The organism is Nocardiopsis sp. iso_40 (assembly GCF_056173285.1).
In genome coordinates this window covers 3124876-3142568 of the sequence record NZ_CM149666.1, presented here as the reverse complement: position 1 = coordinate 3142568, position 17693 = coordinate 3124876, and the positions used below count along the sequence as shown (strand labels likewise).

The 17693-nt window shown below is 71.2% G+C and carries 20 protein-coding genes and 1 pseudogene; 12 read left to right on the top strand and 9 right to left on the bottom strand.

Going from position 1 to position 17693, the window contains the following annotated elements; all coding sequences use genetic code 11:
- Positions 1–83 precede the first annotated feature (83 nt).
- Positions 84–629 (bottom strand): CGNR zinc finger domain-containing protein, encoded by a 546-nt coding sequence (locus tag AC0VYD_RS13810; protein WP_475475935.1) that lies wholly within the window; start codon positions 627–629, stop codon positions 84–86.
- 55 nt (positions 630–684) lie between these two features.
- On the opposite strand from AC0VYD_RS13810, the gene AC0VYD_RS13805 reads away from it, so the two are divergent.
- Entirely contained in the window at positions 685–1875 is a 1191-nt protein-coding gene (locus AC0VYD_RS13805; protein WP_475475934.1) for an MFS transporter, read from the top strand.
- Between the two features lie 43 nt (positions 1876–1918).
- Positions 1919–2881, top strand: a complete 963-nt coding sequence (locus AC0VYD_RS13800; protein WP_475475933.1) for a helix-turn-helix transcriptional regulator — start codon at positions 1919–1921, stop codon at positions 2879–2881.
- Between the two features lie 206 nt (positions 2882–3087).
- Here AC0VYD_RS13800 and AC0VYD_RS13795 read toward each other — a convergent pair whose 3' ends face one another.
- Entirely contained in the window at positions 3088–4362 is a 1275-nt protein-coding gene (locus tag AC0VYD_RS13795) for an RNA-guided endonuclease InsQ/TnpB family protein (RefSeq protein WP_475475932.1), read from the bottom strand.
- 53 nt (positions 4363–4415) lie between these two features.
- Here AC0VYD_RS13795 and AC0VYD_RS13790 point away from each other — a divergent pair, with 53 nt between their 5' ends.
- Positions 4416–4613, top strand: coding sequence for a helix-turn-helix transcriptional regulator (locus AC0VYD_RS13790; protein ID WP_475475931.1), 198 nt, complete (start codon positions 4416–4418; stop codon positions 4611–4613).
- Between the two features lie 29 nt (positions 4614–4642).
- Here AC0VYD_RS13790 and AC0VYD_RS13785 read toward each other — a convergent pair.
- A pseudogene (locus AC0VYD_RS13785) lies at positions 4643–5095 on the bottom strand (Uma2 family endonuclease); the annotation flags it as partial.
- A gap of 187 nt (positions 5096–5282) precedes the next feature.
- Here AC0VYD_RS13785 and AC0VYD_RS13780 point away from each other — a divergent pair.
- The gene (locus AC0VYD_RS13780) at positions 5283–5669 is read left to right on the top strand and encodes a DUF2784 domain-containing protein (protein ID WP_475475930.1); all 387 of its coding nucleotides are present in this window, start codon (positions 5283–5285) and stop codon (positions 5667–5669) included.
- Between the two features lie 103 nt (positions 5670–5772).
- Positions 5773–6705, top strand: a complete 933-nt coding sequence (locus AC0VYD_RS13775; protein WP_475475929.1) for a GNAT family N-acetyltransferase — start codon at positions 5773–5775, stop codon at positions 6703–6705.
- Here AC0VYD_RS13775 and AC0VYD_RS13770 read toward each other — a convergent pair.
- A complete protein-coding gene (locus AC0VYD_RS13770) occupies positions 6683–7699 on the bottom strand; it encodes a Gfo/Idh/MocA family protein (protein WP_475475928.1) in 1017 nt (338 codons plus the stop codon). The genes AC0VYD_RS13775 and AC0VYD_RS13770 overlap by 23 nt on opposite strands.
- 113 nt (positions 7700–7812) lie before the next feature.
- Here AC0VYD_RS13770 and AC0VYD_RS13765 point away from each other — a divergent pair, with 113 nt between their 5' ends.
- Positions 7813–8196: a hypothetical protein gene (locus AC0VYD_RS13765; protein WP_473039607.1), complete on the top strand. Its 384-nt coding sequence runs from the start codon at positions 7813–7815 to the stop codon at positions 8194–8196.
- Positions 8197–8211: 15 nt separating this feature from the next.
- Here AC0VYD_RS13765 and AC0VYD_RS13760 read toward each other — a convergent pair whose 3' ends face one another.
- From AC0VYD_RS13760 to AC0VYD_RS13750, 3 genes are read right to left on the bottom strand one after another with little or no spacing between them, the layout of a single operon-like run.
- Positions 8212–9183 (bottom strand): DUF4097 family beta strand repeat-containing protein, encoded by a 972-nt coding sequence (locus tag AC0VYD_RS13760; protein WP_475475927.1) that lies wholly within the window; start codon positions 9181–9183, stop codon positions 8212–8214.
- A gap of 49 nt (positions 9184–9232) precedes the next feature.
- Positions 9233–9931, bottom strand: a complete 699-nt coding sequence (locus AC0VYD_RS13755; RefSeq protein WP_475475926.1) for a response regulator — start codon at positions 9929–9931, stop codon at positions 9233–9235.
- The gene (locus AC0VYD_RS13750; protein ID WP_475480263.1) at positions 9928–11184 is read right to left on the bottom strand and encodes a sensor histidine kinase; all 1257 of its coding nucleotides are present in this window, start codon (positions 11182–11184) and stop codon (positions 9928–9930) included. The genes AC0VYD_RS13755 and AC0VYD_RS13750 overlap by 4 nt, the downstream gene beginning before the upstream one ends.
- 353 nt (positions 11185–11537) lie before the next feature.
- On the opposite strand from AC0VYD_RS13750, the gene AC0VYD_RS13745 reads away from it, so the two are divergent.
- The 5 genes from AC0VYD_RS13745 to AC0VYD_RS13725 all read left to right on the top strand — a co-directional run bounded on the left by AC0VYD_RS13745 (position 11538) and on the right by AC0VYD_RS13725 (position 15120).
- The gene (locus AC0VYD_RS13745) at positions 11538–12308 is read left to right on the top strand and encodes a (2Fe-2S)-binding protein (RefSeq protein WP_475475925.1); all 771 of its coding nucleotides are present in this window, start codon (positions 11538–11540) and stop codon (positions 12306–12308) included.
- A gap of 391 nt (positions 12309–12699) precedes the next feature.
- Entirely contained in the window at positions 12700–13131 is a 432-nt protein-coding gene (locus AC0VYD_RS13740) for a helix-turn-helix domain-containing protein (protein ID WP_475475924.1), read from the top strand.
- Positions 13132–13181: 50 nt separating this feature from the next.
- On the top strand, positions 13182–13550 hold the full coding sequence (locus AC0VYD_RS13735; RefSeq protein ID WP_475475923.1) for a DUF4180 domain-containing protein: 369 nt from the start codon (positions 13182–13184) through the stop codon (positions 13548–13550).
- Between the two features lie 237 nt (positions 13551–13787).
- The gene (locus tag AC0VYD_RS13730; RefSeq protein WP_475475922.1) at positions 13788–14591 is read left to right on the top strand and encodes a class I SAM-dependent methyltransferase; all 804 of its coding nucleotides are present in this window, start codon (positions 13788–13790) and stop codon (positions 14589–14591) included.
- Between the two features lie 121 nt (positions 14592–14712).
- Positions 14713–15120, top strand: a complete 408-nt coding sequence (locus tag AC0VYD_RS13725) for a MarR family winged helix-turn-helix transcriptional regulator (RefSeq protein ID WP_475475921.1) — start codon at positions 14713–14715, stop codon at positions 15118–15120.
- A 21-nt stretch (positions 15121–15141) separates the two neighbouring features.
- Here the strand turns inward: AC0VYD_RS13725 and AC0VYD_RS13720 are convergent, their stop codons facing one another.
- Positions 15142–15705: a GNAT family N-acetyltransferase gene (locus AC0VYD_RS13720; protein ID WP_475480262.1), complete on the bottom strand. Its 564-nt coding sequence runs from the start codon at positions 15703–15705 to the stop codon at positions 15142–15144.
- A gap of 267 nt (positions 15706–15972) precedes the next feature.
- Here AC0VYD_RS13720 and AC0VYD_RS13715 point away from each other — a divergent pair, with 267 nt between their 5' ends.
- Positions 15973–16668 (top strand): sensor domain-containing protein, encoded by a 696-nt coding sequence (locus tag AC0VYD_RS13715; protein ID WP_475475920.1) that lies wholly within the window; start codon positions 15973–15975, stop codon positions 16666–16668.
- 105 nt (positions 16669–16773) lie between these two features.
- Here the strand turns inward: AC0VYD_RS13715 and AC0VYD_RS13710 are convergent, their stop codons facing one another.
- On the bottom strand, positions 16774–17631 hold the full coding sequence (locus AC0VYD_RS13710; RefSeq protein WP_475475919.1) for a LysR family transcriptional regulator: 858 nt from the start codon (positions 17629–17631) through the stop codon (positions 16774–16776).
- Positions 17632–17693: the final 62 nt, after the last annotated feature.

The window sequence follows — 17693 nt, the reverse complement described above, 5'->3', positions numbered from 1 at the left end:
GCCCGGAGGGGTCCGGCGGGAGGCCTGAGCCTCGCTCTGCCCGACCGGCGATGGGCCGGGAGCGCCGTCGGACCCGAACCCGGTCACGTGCGTGAGCGGTGGGCGGCGACCCGCTGCCGGGTGGCGCAGCGGCGGGAGCAGTAGCGGCGGCGGCTGCCGTGCGCGGTGTCGACGAACACCCGCTCGCAGCCGCCCGCCGCGCACACCCCGCCCGGGAGGCGTTGGCGGTCACTGATCAGCAGGGCCAGCACCAGAGCGGCGGAGGACAGGAACCACTCGGCCAGGGGCGCGTCCTCGTCGTCGCTGTCCACGTGCACGTGCCAGCTGAAGGCGCCGCCGTGGTTGCTCAGCCGGGGCGGGTGCGCGGCGCGGGCCAGCAGGGCGTTGACCCGTTCGGCGGCCAGGTCCAGGGTGGGGGCGGCCAGCACGGAGCGGAGTTCGGTGGCGGCCTCGCACAGGGCCGCCACGTCCTCCGGGGTGGGGTCGGGGCCGGTCTCGCCGTGCTCGCGCAGGACCACGGCCACCTCGGCGGGGGTGGCCTCCTCGGATGCCAGGGTGTCGAGCAGGTCGACGGTGCGGTCAACCACGGACTGGACCGCCCCCACCGCGATCACGCCGGGTGTCTCCATGACTCCAATGTAACGCCCATGGTGCCTTCTGGCGTTACTTTGTAGCGTCCTGTGGATGATCCGACGCCACGCACTGCCCCGGTACCTGTTCGGTGCGGCCACGGCCCGCACCGGCGACGAGACGTCGGGCCCCGCCCTGCTGCTCCTGGGGGTGGCGGCGACCGGCACCGCCGCCACGGGTTCGGCCCTGCTCGCGGGGATCACCGCGACCGCCGCGGTCGGCGGGCCCGCGGTGGGTGTCCTGCTGGACCGCGCACTGCGCCCCGGCCGTGTCCTGGCAGGCGCTCTGGCTGTCTACGCGGCCGGGCTGGCCTCCGTGGCACTGCTGTTGGAGCGGATCCCGCTCGCCCCGGTGGTGGTGCTGGCCCTGGGCATCGGCCTGCTGGGGCCCGCGTTGTCCGGCGGCTGGACCGCGCAGCTGCCCCGGCTCCTGTCACCGGAGCGCATGGCCGGGGCGAACGCCTGGGACGCGATGACCTTCAGCGCGGCCGGCCTGCTCGGGCCGGCACTGGCCGGAGCGGTCGCGGTCTGGTCCGGTGCCACGGCGGCGGTGGTGACCGCGGTGGTCCTGATCGCCCTCGCGGTTCCGGTGGCCTGGGCGCTGCCCGCCCGCCCCGCCCGCCCCGAACCCTCGCCCGTGCTGGGCGAGCTCGTCGCCGGGACCCGTGCCGTGCTGGGCAACCGGGCGCTGCTGCGGGTCACCCTGGTCTCCACGGTGTCCGTCACCGGGACCGGCATGCTCGTGGTGAGCGCGCCGATCCTGGGCCAGCGCCTGCTGGGCGGGGCCGGACACGGGGCGGTCCTGTTGTCGGTGATGGCCGTGGCCTCCGTACTGACCAACCTGTTCCTGGCCCGCCGTCCCCTGCCGGTGCGCCCGGACACCGTGGTGCTGGTGTGTGTCCTGGTACAGGCGGTGGGGGTGGGGTGCGTGCTCGCGGCGCCCTCCGCCCCGTGGCTGGTCCTGGCCGCCACCGCGGTGGGCGCCGCCGAAGGACCCCAGTTGACCGGCCTCTTCGCGGTCCGCCACCGGGAGGCGCCCGAGCGCGTGCGCACCCAGGTCTTCACCACCGCGGCGAGCCTGAAGGTCAGCGCCTTCGCGGCCGGGGCCGCCCTGGCCGGTCCCCTCGCCGACCGGTCCCCGGACCTGTGCCTGGGGGTGGCCGCCGCGTTCCAGGCCGGTGCCGCCCTCGCCCATGTCGCGGTACGCCCCGAGCCCCTGAGGGGACGGTGTCCGCTCCGCGGGTGACTGAAGGACAGCGACTGACCTGGACTCCTGGCAGACTCAGGGCATGAAGTCGACATCGGCCCGACTGCTCCAGCTCCTGTCCCTCCTCCAGACCCGCAAGGACTGGCCCGGATCGGACCTCGCCGACCGCCTGGCGGTGAGTCCGCGCACCGTACGGCGCGACGTGGACCGGCTCCGGGACCTGGGCTACCCCATTCAGGCGACCATGGGCACCGGCGGCGGCTACCAGCTGGGGGCGGGCGCCGCGCTGCCCCCGTTGCTGCTGGACGACGACGAGGCGGTCGCGGTGGCGGTGGGGCTGCGCACGGCCGCCCAGGGCGGGGTCTCCGGGATCGAGGAGACCTCTGTGCGGGCTCTGGCCAAGCTCCTGCAGGTGCTGCCCTCCCGGTTGCGCCGCCGGGTGGACGCGCTGGGGGCCTTCACCGTGCCGATGCCCTCCGAGGGGCCCACGGTGGACGCCGACACCCTGGCCCTGATCGCGGCGACCTGCCGCGACAGCGAACGGCTCCGGTTCGACTACGAGAGCCACGGGGGTGCGGCCAGCCGCCGGATCGTGGAGCCGCACCGGCTGGTGTCCCACGGGCGCCGCTGGTACCTGGTGGCCTGGGACACCGGCCGCGAGGACTGGCGGACCTTCCGGGTGGACCGGATGCGCCCGCTCACCCCCACCGGCCCGCGCGTGCCGCCGCGCGACCCGCCCGAACAGGGGGTGGCGGCCTACCTGGCCGAGCGGATGAACCTGCACATGTGGCCGATCAAGGCGCGCGTCCGCCTGGGGGTGCCCGCCGAGGAGGCGCTGGAGGGCCCGGCCGCCCGCTACGGACCCATCGAGGCCGTGGACGAGCACTCCTGTGTGCTGTTGTGCGCGGGTCAGGAACTGGTGGGCATGGCCTGCTACCTGGCCATGCTGGACGTGGAGATGGAGGTCGAGGAGCCCGCGGAACTGCGCACGGAGATGGCCCGCCTGGGCGAGCGCCTCACCCGCACGGGCCGGACCCCGAGTTGAGGGTGGAACCGGCCCCTGCCACGGCACGGGCGCCCGAGCACTGCCCGGCTCAGATCCTGCGGTACTCGGTCAGGTCGATGTCCATGGGATAGGGCAGTTCGACCTTGAGACGGTCGTGGTGGATACCGGTGGCCACATAACAGGGGCCCGCGATGTCCAGTTCGTACACGTGAAGTCTCCCCCGCGTGAACGCGGGGGCTTCCAGCTCAGGGTTTCCCATGCGGGTTGCCCTTTCGCTTCGGTTGACGCTTCGCGGGCCGTTGTCGGCCTCCACGTCCTGCCACGCCTCTTCCTTGCGCGGGTTCTCGAACTGCCGCCTGCCGGGCGGCGTGGTGGATGTTGTGGGCGGCGTTGGTGTCGGCGTTCCCGCCCCATCCGCAGGTGGGGTTCTGGCAGACGAAGGACGCTTGGCTCTTGCGGTTCTTCGCATCCGAGAACCCGCACCGGTGGCACCTTCGGGAGGTGTGCGGGGCGGGGACGACAACCACACGGCCGCCGCGTTCGGTGGTCTTGTAGACCAGTTGGGCGTGGAGCTGGTGCCATGCCTCGCCCTGAATGGACCGGTTCAATCCGGCCTTTTGGGCGACGTTGCGTCCGGGGTTGTCGATGGTACCGCGCGCGGAGCGGGTCATCCCGGCGATGTTGAGGTCTTCTAACCCGATGAGGCTGTAGGTGTCGGCGATGGTGCGGGTGGTCTGGTGTTGCCAGTGGGAGCGGCGCCGCGCAAAGCGGGCTCGCAGGGAGGCGATCTTGTCATAGGTGGCCGTGAGCCGGTTGCTGGTCTTCTCACCCGGCTTTCGGTCCCGGCGCTGGCGTGCGGTCTTACGCTCCAGGCGGCGGAGCCGTTCGGTTTCCTTGGGCCGCTCCCACGGGGTGTGGGTGTGGTGGGTGCCGTCCGACAGGGCGAGGGCCACGGCGATGCCTCGGTCGATACCGATCGTGGGGCCGGGGTGGGGTACGGGGTCGGGCTGTTCCCAGTGGGTGCGCAGCACGATGTGCCACCCGTTGGCCTCCCGCACCAGACGGGCGCCGGTCACGGTCCCGGGGATGGTCCGGTGGGCGCGGAATCGGACCGTTCCGACTTTGGGGATCTTGATGGTGGACCAGCGGCGGGACAGAGCGGTGATGTTCAGGTCCCGCCCCTGAGGGGTGTCCACAGTCATCTTCGCTCGGATGCGGGACTTGAACCGGGGGGTTTCGGCACGACCCTCCCAGCAGTTCACCCAGGACCGGTGGTACTGCTTCAACACCTGCTGGGCGGCCTGGGCGGGGAGGACGGCAAGGAAGTCGATGTCCTTGCGGGCCTGTTTGATCACCGCGTCGGCGTCCTTCAAGGACACCCGCCGGTTCTCCGAGGCCATGGTCCACCACTCATGCAACAGGTTCCACAGGGCGCGGGCGGCGTGGGCCTGCCTATCCAGCACCTGGACCTGTTCAGGGGTCGGGTACAGGCGGTGCTTGATACCGCGCTGGATCTCCACACCCACCCCCTTACCCAACTCTCTTGGGCAGATATTACCCTACGCTGTTGGGTATGGAGTACTTGACGACCAAGGAAGCCGCTGAACTGCTCGGAGTATCTGAGCGGACGGTTTACTACTACGCCCGGGACTACGACGACTTCCCCGAGCCGGACCGCTTCGGTCGCACCCTCATGTGGCAGGGCGATCCGCTGGAGGAATGGCGCCGCAGACACCCCCTCAAAGAGCAACGCGATTCACCCCTGGCCTGAAGCCGGGGTGCTCTCGCTGACCTCCGGTGGTAGACCACCGGGCCTTCGCCGTTGTCCTCGATTCGCCAGAAGTGCGGGATCCCCGCTTGGGCGTACAACACCGGTTTGCGTTTGCGGTCCCGCTCGGTCGACTCCGGTGAGACCACTTCGACCACGAGCTTGACGGACTCCGGAGAAAAGCTGGACTGCTGGTTGTCGACAGCGGCCGCCTCCACCACGATCATGTCGGGCTCCGGCCGCTGTCTCGGCCCGAGCGTCACCGTCATCTCTCGTCGAACCCGGTACTGGTCCGGTGCGGGGCGCATCCTGATCGTGAGCAGATCCAGGACAGCGGAGTGGAATCCCTTCTGAGGGCTCGCGAGGACGAGGCTCCCGTCGATCAGTTCGGTGTGCGGAGGCAGGTCCGGCAGATGGTCCAGGTCCTCCGCTCTGAAACCCTCCGTCGGTGGGATGAGCCAGTCAGGCACGGGCTGAGCGCACATCTTGCCTCCACTGATCGGGTTCCTCGTCCCGAGGATGGCCGCGGGTGCTCCTGCGCGCTTGACTCCAACGAACGACGGCCGAGACGGGTCCGGCACGGGCACGAGCCAGCCGCATGAGTACGGGTACCCACCGGCGGTGGGTACGGGAACCGATGGGCGCGGGTCCCTCCCCGCCTAGGTTCGTGCCATGCCGCACCTCCTCATCGGCCACACGGCCATGGTCCTCCACTACCTGTTCTTCGCCTACGTGGTCCTCGGCGGGTTCCTCTCCTGGAGGTGGCCGCGGATGTTCTGGCCGCACCTGTTCGTCGCCGCCTACGCGCTGGGGATCGTCATCGTCGGCTGGCCGTGCCCGCTCACCGAGGTCGAGAACTGGTCACGGCTGAACACCGGCCGCGAGGTGATGGGATCCGGGTTCATCGACCACCACATAACCGGGGTCCTCTACCCGGCAGAACACCTGATGACCTCGCGTTACGTCATCGCGGGCCTTGTTGCGCTCTCCTACGCGGGGGCCGCCCTGGGCCTGCACCGGAGGCGGGCCGCGAGGGCCGAGGGGGCCCTGTCCGGGTAGCCCCGGGAACCTCCGAATGAGCCAACCCGGCCCGGGAACACCTCAAAGGCGCTACGTTAAGGAGTCGTTTACTTTCGTAGAGTAATGAAAGTGGGGCTTCCGCGTGCCCGACCAGACCCGACTCACCTGCCCGGAACTGCGCGAACTCAGTGTCCCCCCGACGGTTCGCCCGCTACGGCCCGGCTACCGCATCGCCCGCTGGGACACCCCGGCCGACCTGGCACCCGAGTGCCGGGAACTGCTCCACACCACCCTGCGCGACCTGGCGGCCCGGGCCTTCGGAGCCGACCACTCCGGCTACTGGCGCGCCCGCATGTCCGCCGGCTTCTTCGACCAGGTCTCCTCGCTCGCCCTGGTCCTGGGGCCAGACGGCGTCCCCGTCGGCTGGGGCGGCTACCACCGGCGCCGCTTCGCCTCCCGCCGCGCCCTGTACCTGGACGCCGCCGGCGTGGTCCCCGCCCACCGGCGCTCCGGGCTCTCGGCCGCCCTCATGACCCACTTCCTGGGCCGCGAGGTGATGGCACACCCCCTGTCCAACACCTACGTCGTCCTGCGCACCCGGCACCCGGCCGTCTACGCCGGCTGGCGCAAGGGGGTGGGGCGTGCGCGGGTCTTCCCCCGTCAGGGCCGTCCCGTCCCGAACCTGGTCCGCCGGATCGCCGCAGACGCCGCTGACTGGCTCGGCGACGGACCCCGCCTGGACCCGGACAGCCTGCTCGTCCGCGACGCCTACCGCATGTTCGACGGTGAGATCTACGGGGTCGCACCGCGCAGCGGCGACGCCGCCCTGGACGCGCGCTTCGCCCGCGACGTCGGCCCCAAGGACGCCGTTCTGGTGGTCGCGCGCATGGGCGCGCTCCCCCTGGCCCGCGCCAACCTGGGCCGGGTCCTGCACGCCCGCGCGCTCCGCGGCACACACCGCGCGCCCGCCGGCGGAGGCCGACCCGTCCGGGGCTCGGTTCCCACGAACCTCACCGGCCGGGCCGCCCCCACCGGGGCGGGCGCGAGCGGCCTCATCCCAGGGGGACGGCTTTGACGGTGTTCGGGCTGTATACCAGCCCGCCCACGTCCCGCACCTGGTCCATGACCCCGGCCAGCCGCAGACTCTCCGCCCAGGGCATGTCCGGGCTCTCCCGCTCCCCCGCGGCCAGACAGCGGCCCACCTCCTCGGCCTCGTACTCGTAGCCGTTGGCCCGGAAGGGGCGGTGGAACCGTTCCGGATCGTGCCCGTCCCGGTGCAGAACCACATCGGTGGCGGCCCAGAAACGCGGGATCTCCAACCAACCCGCCGTCCCCGCCAGCACCGCGCGGTTGGGCAGAGCGGTGCGCGAGGCGCAGCCCAGGGTGGCCGAGGCACCGTTCTCTCCGCGGGCCAGGACCACGGTGTGGGTGTCCACCATCCGGTCCGGGGACAGTTGCCGGGTCGCGCCCACCACGGTGAGCTCCCCCAGGTACTGGGAGGCCAGGGCCAACGGGTACACACCCAGGTCCAACTGGGCGCCACCGCCCAGGTCGACGTTGAACAGCCGGTGGTCGGGGTCGTAGGGGACGTTGATCCCGAAGTCGGCCGAGACCGCGCGCAGTTCACCGAGGGCGCCCTCGGCGACCAGTTCGCGGGCCAGCCTGGAAGCGGGCAGACAGCGCGTCCACATCGCCTCCATCAGGAAGCGGTCGTTGGCCCGGGCCGCCGCCACCATCTCCGACACCTGGAGGGCGTTCATCGCCATGGGCTTCTCGACCAGCACGTGCTTGCCGGCGTTGAGCATCAGCAGGGTGTTCGGATGGTGCCAGGGGTGCGGTGTGGCCACGTACACCACGTCCACCTCGGGGTCGGCGGCGAGCTCCTCGTAGCTGCCGTGGCGGTTCGGGATCCCCCACGCCTCCCCGAACTCCTCCGCGCGGGTTCGGGTGCGGGAGCTCACCGCCGTTACCCTGGCCGAGGGGACGGCCCGGAGCCCTTCGACGAAGGCGTGCGCGATACCGCCGGTTCCCACCACGCCCCAGCGCGGCCCACCGTTGTGTTGTGTCATACAGGCATCCTAAAAACCCGGTCATGTCCGGGTCGAGGCGGGGAAGGTCCTCGGATTCGACGCGGCGGAACCGTACGGTGGCCGAGAGACCACGAAGGTGAAACGGAGGAGGAATGTCGGAGACACTCGCCCGGAGGCTCGGGGTCGAGCCCGGGGACCGGCTGCTCGTCCTCAACGCCCCGGAACGCTACCTGAGGCTGTTGGACCCCCCGCCCGACATCCACATCGACCTCGGACCGATCGAGGGCGCCGAGTACGACGACGTGCACATGTTCGCCCTGGACCGGGGCACCGTCGATCGGGAGGGGCCGCGCGCCCTGGAACTGGCGGGATCCACGGGGCGGCTGTGGGTGTGTTTCCCCCAACGGGGAGGGACCATCATCACCGACCTGACCGCGGACAAGGGCTGGGACACCCTCACCGACGCCGGGTGGCGCAACACCGCCCAGGTGCCGATCGACTCGGACTGGGCGGCGCTGCGCTTCGAACGCCGCTGACCAACCGGCTGTTGCCTAGTGGAGCACCCGCACCGATCCGCTCGTGGTGCTGACGTCGATGCGGCTGTCAGCGCCGGAGGAGGTGTCCACGTCGAACTCGCGTGAGCCGGACACCGACTCCCCGGTGATCTCGTAGACCCCTTCGGGGACGGACGCCTCGACCCTGCCGCTGACGGTCTCCACCGACATCAGGTCGAAGGGGGTGCCGGTCGCGATGTCCACACTGCCGGAGGTGGAGGACGCCTCCAGGGTGGTGAACCCGCCGCCGAGTTCCAGGGAGCCGCTCACCGACTCGGCCCGGACCTCCTCGGCCGTGAAGTCCGCGGCGCTGACCGTCCCCGAGGTCGTGGAAACGTCCAGGAGGGGGCCCTCGCCTGAGGCCGTGATACCGCCGCTGGTGGAGTGGGCCGTGACCGCGCCTTCCATACCGTCGAGCGTGATCCGGCCCGAGACCGTCTCGACCCGGGTGTCGCCGTTCTGCCCGGCCACCTGCACCCCGCCGCTGACGCCCTCCACGCTCAGCTCGCCCTCCAGGCCACGGGCGTCGACCCTGCCGCTGACGCTCTCCACCGTCACCCGGGTCCCCGCCGGGACGGTGACCTCGTAGTCCACCGCGCAGGTGGTGAAGAACGGGAAGCCGTCGCAGTCGGTGTCGACCGCCAGTGTGCCGCCGCCCGTGTCGACGTCCTCGTCCGGTTCCGACAGGGGGCTGCCGCGCAGGCTGCGCTCCAGGAGGACCTCGTCCCCGTCGCCGCCGCGCAGCGTCACCTGCCCGCCGGTCTCGTTGGTCAGTTCGAGCGCGGACACCCCGTCGAAGGAGTCGTCGCGGTCCGTCTGGTGGACGACCACGTTGCCCAGCACGGACACCGCCGTCACCACCACGAGGATCAGCACGAGCGCACCGCCCAGGACCATCCACGGGCCCCAGCGGAAGCGCCCCCGTTCCTTGCTCGACGAGGCGTACAGACCCCGTGCTCTGAAAGTCATGTTCTCCCTTTCCCGGAAGGCCTGGCCCTCCTTCTTCGGTCGGTTCGCGTCAGTCGCGGTCCGTGCCGCGCAGGTAGCGCAGCACCGCCTGGACCCTGCGGTGGTCGTGGTCGTCCTGACCCAGGTCGAGTTTGGTGAAGATCGACCTGATGTGCTTCTCCACGGCCCGTTCGGTGATGGAGAGCCGACCGGCGATCCCCGCGTTGTTCAGGCCCTGCGCCATCACCTCCAGAACCTCGGTCTCGCGCGGGGTGAGCCGCTCCAGGGAGCGGTCGCGGTGCCTGCTCAGCAGTTGTGAGACCACCTCCGGGTCGATCGCCGCGCCCCCGTCGGCCACCCGGCGCAGTACCGACAGGAACTCCTCGATGTCGGCCACCCGGTCCTTGAGCAGGTAGCCCACCTTGGACGCCCCGCCGCCGAGCAGGTCCGCGGCGTAGCGGCTGACCACGTGCTGGGACAGCAGCAGAACCGCCACCTCTGGATGGGCCCGCCGGATCCGCACGGCCGCCTGGATGCCCTCCTCGGAGTAGGTGGGCGGCATCCGGATGTCGACCAGGCACAGGTCCACGTCGGGGTACTCGGCCACCGCACGGGTCAGCGCGTCGGCGTCCCCCACCGACGCGAGGACCTCCACCCCCGCGTCCTCCAGCAGCCGGACCATGCCGCTGCGCAACAGCACCGAGTCCTCGGCGATGATCACGCGCGGCCCGGGCCGCTCCTGCTGTGTGTCGGCCGCACTCACGGTCATGCCTCCCATGGGATGTTCGCGGTCAGGACGGTGCCCCCGCCGTTCGGGCTGTGGACGGTCAGCACACCGTCGACGGCGTCCACCCGGTCCCACAGCCCGTAGAGGCCGGTGCCCGCTTCGGGGTCGGCGCCCCCGACACCGTCGTCGGTGACGGAGATCCGCAGCAGGTCGCCCTTGCGCCCGGTACCCGGGACCCGTTCCGCCGCCACGGTGACCTGCCCGGCGCCGGCGTGCTTGGCGATGTTGTTCAGGGCCTCGCAGACCACGTAGTAGGCCACTCCCTCGGCCCGCGCGGAGGGGCGCTCCTCCAGGTCCACCTCCACCCGCGCGGGGACCGGGGAGCGCCCGGCCGCGACCGGCAGCGCCGATCCGAGCCCGTGGTCGGTCAGGACCCGGGGGTGCAGGCCGCGCGCTACCTGGCGCAGTTCGGTCATGACCTCTTTGGACTCCTCCTGGGCCTCGGTGATCAGTTCCCGGGCGCCGTCGGGGTCGTGGGCCAGCCGGGCGCGCGCCCGGGTCAGGGTCATGGTCAGCGCGAGCAGGCGCTGCTGGGCGCCGTCGTGCAGGTCGCGTTCGATGCGGCGGCGTTCGGCCTCGGCCGCGTCCACCATGCGCAGGCGGCTGTCCTGGACGTGCAGCAGGCGGCGCCGCATCCGCACCTCGGGGGCGTCGAAGAGCAGGATCCGGTGCAGGAGGACCTCGGAGGAGATCATGTACGGGGTCAGGCGCAGTCCGACCAGGACGGCCAGGGGCCCGAGGGCGACCAGGACCAGAGGCCCGAGGAGGTCCTTGGCGGAGCCCTGGGCCAGGACGTAGATGATACCGAAGAACGCTCCGAGGGCGGCGGCCCCGCCGCACACCACGAGTACGACGATCAGGCCCGCGGCGAGCAGACCGTGGATACCGGCCACGGTGCTGTAGACCACCATCGACCAGGCCTCGCGGCCGAACACGTAGCGCAGCGCACGCAGCCAGGCGTTGTCCTCGGCGAGGGGGTCGGGCGGGTTGGTCTCCACGACCCCGAACACGTTCGCCAGGCGGTTGCGCTGCACCTGGCAGGCCAGGCGGGCCAGCAGGGTCGTGGCCACCGGCGGCAGGGCGGCGAGGAACAGCACCTCGACGGCGAGCTGACCCGCGCCGCGGCTCTCCGGGAGCATCCAGGGCAGGAACAGCAGGAGTCCGAGCCAGGAGGCCGCCGCGACCAGGACCACCGCCGGGAGCAGGTAGAACAGGGCCAGAGCCAGGGAGGTCATCAGGTGCAGGACCTCGACCAGGAGGACCCGCCAGGACCTGCCCTGGGTGTCGGCGAGGAAGGGTACGTCCACGCGGGCGGCCGGCCGGGGCCCCGCCCGCCGTTCCGCCTTGCGCCCCGTGCTCCGCGCCCGTCTTCCCTGTCTCCCGATCACAGCACCAATCTAGGTTTCGCGGGCACACCGGTACGAGGCCATCAGCACGAGAAACGCGGGTGGTGCTGACACTACCGTTCCGGTGGTGCCGCACTGGAGCGTTCGCGCTGGTAGGGCCCGGGCAGGCTGCCCGGTTGGCGCCGCGGTCCCGGACGTGGTCCGATGGTGCGCGCACGGCGGGTGTTCGCGGGGAGGTTCCGATGTGTGGCCACGGGTACCACCGGTCGACCTGGCTTCCGGGCTGGGAATCGCCACTCACCCCGGTACTCCTGGACGTCGGTCGGGTCAACATGTTCTTCCGGGTGCAGCCCGGGCCGCCGGCGCCGGGGTGGGTACCGGCCACCGGTGACGGGCTCGCCCGGGAGCGGGTCGCCGAGGAGGTGGAGCTGGTGCGGGCCCGGCTGGGGGCGTTGTCGGGCGGGCGGGCCGAGGATGTGGAGTGGCGGGTGGGCGCGTCGTTGTTCCACCAGGGGTTGGCCTCCCGGATGCTGTCTCCCGTCCTGGCTGCCGCACTGTGCCACGGGGTGCGTCTGCGGGCCGCTCACTTCCTTCTCGAACCCGAGCGTGCGGGGACACTGGTGCTGCGCACGGCACAGAGTCGGGCCGAACCGATGTCCGACCGTCCCGGGGAGATCGCGGAGTGGCTGGACCAGACCGTGGTGGGAGGGGCTCTGGCGGAGGTCGAGGCGGGGTTGGCCGGCATCGGACGGATCTCCCCCGGCCTGCTGCGCGGCAACACAGCGTCGGCGCTGGCCGGGGCGGCCCGGGCCCTGGGCGAGGCCCGGCCCGAGCACCGGCCGGGGGCGCAGGAGGTGGTCCAGATGATGCTGGAACGCCCCTCCCTGAAGGGGACCGGCGCCTACACGGGGGTGGACCGGTCGGGGTCGGCTGTGTTCGGGCGCACCACCTGCTGCCTGTACTACCGGTTGCCCGGGGGCGGTCTGTGCGGGGACTGCGCGCTGCGTTCCTGAGCGGGCCGGGGTGAGGGGCAGGTGCCGTCGGCGGCCCGGCGCATCATGAGCATGGCCGGGGCGGCCCGGTGCGCTCGCTCGGGGTCTGGATCCTTCAACAGGGTGTTCAGCTTCTCCGAGTGGACCTGCCAGGACGGTCCGAACCTGTTCCGGAGCCAGCCGCACTAGCTCTCCTGGCCGCCGTCGGTGAGCCGGTCCCAGTAGTGGTCGGACTCGGCCTGATCCCGTGCAGGAGCGCCATGACCCTCTCCTCTCCCCGGGGGGTCTGCTCCTCTCATCCGTACCCGGCCCCTCATTCCAGCGCCAAAATCCTCAAAATTCTCTTTCCTTCCCTACTTTCAAGTACGCTTAGGGAAATTTGAGGTTGAGTAAGACGTTGGTGAGGAGAGACGTGGCCCAGCAGTACTACTCGGTGGACCAGGTCGCGGACCTTCTGGGTCTGCACGTCAAGACCGTGCGCGCCTACGTCCGGGAAGGGCGCCTGGCGGCCACCCGGATCGGTAAGCAGTACCGGATCCGGCGCCGTGACCTGGAGGAGTTCACCGGCGGCCCCCTGGCCGAGGAAGGATCCCCCGCTACCGGGGAGGCCCTCCGCGCGGAGGCGTCCACCGTCGTGCAGGTCGACGGGGTCGACCGGGCCACAGCCGACCGTCTGACCACCCTGCTCACCGTCACCGGGCGGCCCGAGGAACGAGGACGCTCGCACGTCCAGGTCGTCCACGATCCGGAGCGCTCCCGGCTGAAGGTCGTCATCGTGGGTGACCTGGCCTCCACCGCCGTCCTGCTGGGGTACATCGACTCCCTCACGGGCGACCGGACGTGAACCTCCCGAACACGCCCGCCCCGCGTCCGGACGGAAGGGGAGCAGAACCCGTGTCCGAGGCCCTCCCCGAAACCCGCCAGGTGGGCGGGCACCCGGTCATGCTCTGCCCGTCGGGCGGCCCACCCCTGCGCGAGGCAGCGGACGTGATCGGGGACGCCTTCCACCACGGCGTCACCTGGATAGCGGTGCCCGTCGAACGCCTCGACCCCGACTTCTTTCGGCTGCGTACGGGCGTGGCGGGCGATTTCCTCCAGAAGTTCGCCAATTACCGGCTCCGCCTGGCCCTCGTCGGGGACGTCTCGCGGCAGGTGGCGGCCAGTGACACCTTCCGCGCCCTCGTCCGCGAGTGCGACCGCGGCACACAGTGCTGGTTCGTCCCCGACCTGGACGCGCTGGGGCGGCGACTGACCGCCGCCTGAGCCGCGTATACCGGGCAGCCGGCCGGGGGTGCTCGGGTCGCGCTCCTTGACCTCCTCGGGGTCCTGCCCCAGGCCGGTGAGGGCCTCCGCCGGCCCGTCGGGACCGGGCGGCGCCGAATGTTTTCCCGTCGATCAGCCCCAGCAAGGATCGTCTCTAATAATGAGAACTGAATCTCATTTATAGAGACAAGAGGGTAGGGTGTCCGATCAGGACCCCGGAACGAAGGACGGCACGCGATGGCCAGGTACACCCACGGACAGCACCCGACGGTCACCACCTCCTACCTGTGGCGCGACGCGGAGAACTCCGCCGCCTACGCCCTGGACGAGATACGCCCCGGCCGCTCCCTGCTGGACGTGGGGTGCGGCCCGGGCAGTATCACCGCCGACCTCGCCCGCAGGGTCGCCCCCGGCCGGGTCACCGCGGTGGACAACTCCGCCGAGGCGGTCGAGCAGGCCCGCGCGGGTGCCGAGGAGGCGGGCGTCGCCAACATCGACTTCCTGGTCGGCGACGTCCACGATCTGGACCTGCCCGACGACGCCTTCGACGTCGTCCACGCCCACCAGGTCCTCCAGCACGTGGGCGACCCGGTACGCGCCCTGGCCGAGATGGGCCGCGTCGCCAGGCCGGGCGGTGTGGTGGCGGCCTGCGACAGCGACTACTCGGCCATGCACTGGTACCCGCGCCTGCCCGAACTGGACTCCTGGATGGACCTGTACCAGAGAATGGCCCGCCTCAACGGAGGCGAACCCGACGCCGGGCGCCACCTGCTCGCCTGGGCGCACGCGGCCGGGTTCGGGGAGGTGAGCTATGTCGCCGAGGTCTGGAACCACTCCGAGCCCGACCGCCGCGCCTGGTGGGGAGGCATGTGGGCGCGCCGGATCCTGGAGTCGGCGATGGGCCGCGACGCGGTTCGGAAGGGGTACGCCACCGAGGAGGAGCTGGCGGAGATCTCCGCGGGCTGGCGTCGCTGGAGCGAACACCCCGACGCCGTGTTCGTCATCCCCCGCGGCGCGGTCCTGTGCCGGGTCCCCGGCTGAACCACCGTGAACGGGCCGGTCGGCGAACACATCGGACACTCTCCGGCAACGCTGGCCGCGCCCCGGTCGGCGATATATCGTTGATCTATCGGCACGTAGTCATTGGCCACCCGGAGGAACCATGTCCGACCTACCGATCGGATTCTGGCTCAAACACCTGGACCGACTCATCGAGAACGACTTCAACCGCGCCCTGGCCTCGGAGTCGCTCGGGCGACGCCAGTGGCAGGTGCTCAACTCCCTGCACGGCGCATCCGGCACGGTACACGACCTGGACCAGCGCCTGACCCCGTTTCTGGAGGAGGACGAAACCACCGTCGCCCCGGTTGTGGAGACTCTGCGCCGACGCGGCTGGGTGAGCGGCTCGGAGTCGTTGGAACTGACCACGCAGGGCCACCGGGCGCACGGAGAACTCCTGGAACAGGTCCAGCGGACCCGGAGCCGGCTGTGCGAGGGGGTCAGCGACCAGGAGTACCAGGACACCGTCGACGTCCTGGAGCGGATGTCGGCCAACCTGGAGCAGACCTGACCTGACCCGGGCTCCCCGCCGCTAGTCGGCGGGCAGTTCCCGGGTGAGCTCGACGAAGGCCAGGTCGTCCCGCTTGGGCAGCCCGAACGCCTCGTCGCCGTAGGGGAAGGGCTCGGTCCTGCCGGTGTTGGTGTAACCCCGCCGCTCGTACCAGGCGATCAGTTCGGGACGCTGCTTGAGGACCTTCATCCGCATCAGTCGGCACCCCCACTCCCGGGCGGCCATGCGCTCGGCCTCGGCCAGGACGATCCTGCCCAGACCCGCGCCCTGGAGTTCGGGGCGCACCGAGAACATCCCGAAGTACGCTCCGTTGACACTGCGCTGCAGCTCACAGCAGGTGACGATCTCCCCTTCGGACTCACCGACCAGCACCAGGGTGTTGGGGCGGGAGAGCAGTTCGGCCATGCCCTCGGCGCCCACCCGCTGGCCATCGAGGAAGTCGGCCTCGGTGGTCCAGCCCTGCCGGGAGCTGTCGCCCCGGTAACAGGAGTTGACCAGATCCACCAGGGCGGGGACGTCGGCGGCCACCGCGCCCCGGAAGTCGATCTTGGCCTGTTCGTCCGGCGCGCCCCGGCCGCTCCGCATGGTGCCCACGCCCCGCTCCCCTCGGTTCCGTCCGACTACGCCAACCAGTATGTACAAGTTCGGGAAGTGCTCGCGCCCGGCCCGGGGCCTTTCGCCGTAGAGCGGCCGCACCGCCCTGCTCCACCCGGGCCGGATCATCGGCACCGTACGGGCTGCAACCGTTCCGGCGGGCCCGACCGCGCCGACGGACGGTAGGGCTGGCACCACCACGGACTCGCCCGTCCGCAGCCATGACTCGGGCGAGCCTCCCGGCGTAGCGTCGGGAACATGAGCTCCTCCCTCTTCACCCGTATGGGTCGGGACACCCGCTACGTTCTGCTGGGCTTCCCTCTGGCGCTCCCCTCCTTCGTCCTCGTCCTGACCGGCCTGGCCGTCGGAGCCGGTACCTCCGTGCTGTTCGTGGGCCTGGTGCTGCTGTCCGCCACCCTGGTCGCGGCCCGGGGGGTGGCACACGCGGACCGCATCCGCCTCTCGGACCTCTACGGGCACCCGGTGATGCGCCTGCCCTACCGCGGGGCGCCGCAGGGGGCCGGTCCCCTGCGGCGCCTGCTCAACCCGCTGACCTGTTCGCGCACCTGGCTGGACGGACTGCATCCCCTGCTGCGCCTCCCGGTCTCCCTGGTCACCTTCACCGTCGCCGTGACCTGGTGGGCGCTCGCTCTGGGCGGGCTGCTCTACCCGCTCTGGGGCTGGTCGCTGTACTTCGTCCCCGGTTACACCGACGTGGGCAGCGTCGTCCTCCCCGAGTACCCGGTGCTGGCCACCCTCGCGGTCCACATGGTCGGCGGAGCACTGTTCGCCCTGACGCTGCCGACGGTCCTGCGTGTGCTGGCCCAGGCCGAGTCCACCCTCGCCCGCGCGTTGCTGCTCGCCCCCGAGGGCACGGGTGTGCGGGTCCTGTCCGCCCCCGACGCGGGACCCGGTCAGCGGCTGCGGCGGCACAGGATCGTGTCCACTCGTTGAGCGCCGGGGCGGCTCCTCGGAGAGGGAGGGACCGCCGGGAACCGGTGCCGACAGCGACTGTTCCGCCTGCGGGGAGGAGTTGGAAGCCCTGCCGGGTCGGCGCGTTCAGCGTCTTTTCGTGTACAACTCCGAGAGCAGCGCGACTGCGGCGTGCGTAGCCGGATGCGGGTCGTGGCGGCGCCAGACCAGCCGGACGGGGATGAGCGGGGCATCGCGCAGGGGACGGAAGACGATCCCGTCGCGCCGGTACTGGGTGGCGGTGCTCTCCGGGGTGATGCCGACGGCCCGCCCGGTGGCGATCTCCGCCAGCCAGTCGTCGATGTCGTTGGTGTGCTCCATCGTCGGGCGTGCGCCCTCCGGCCACAGGTCGGCGGTGGTGGTCCCGGTGCGGCGGTCGAAGAGCAGGAGCCGGTCGGAGAGTTCGGCAAGACGTAAGGAACGGCGCCGTGCCCAGGGGTCGTCGGAGGCCATCGCGCAATGGCGCTGTTCGTACCCCACCACAGCGCTGTCGAAGCGCCTGCCGTCGAAGGCCGCCCGGACCACCGACAGGTCGCACAGGCCCTCGGCCAACCCTCCGGTGGGGGTGTTGGTGCGAACCAGGTGCAGAGCCACGTCCGGGTACAGGTCGGACCAGCGGCGTTGGAACTCGGAGGTGTGCCGACCCACCGCTGACCAGGCGTGGCCCACCCGCAGGCGGGTGTGGCCGGTGGTGGCCTCGCTGACCAGGTTGTCGGCCTCGGCCAGCAGATGGCGGGCGCGGGCCAGCACCTGGACCCCCGCCGTGGTGGGGGTGACATTGCGGCTGGTGCGGTGAAGCAGCCGCACACCCAGGACGCCTTCCAGGGCGGCGAGTGTTCGGGAGACCGCTGCCTGGGAGACCTCCAGTTCGAGGGCGGCGTCACTGAAGCTGCCAGTGTCGACAATCGCGACCAGGCACCGCAGGTGGCGAAGTTCGAGATCCATAACCCCAGCGTATAGATGATCACTCGTATGCATTTTGCGTATCTGAGTTCTCGGAGGACGCT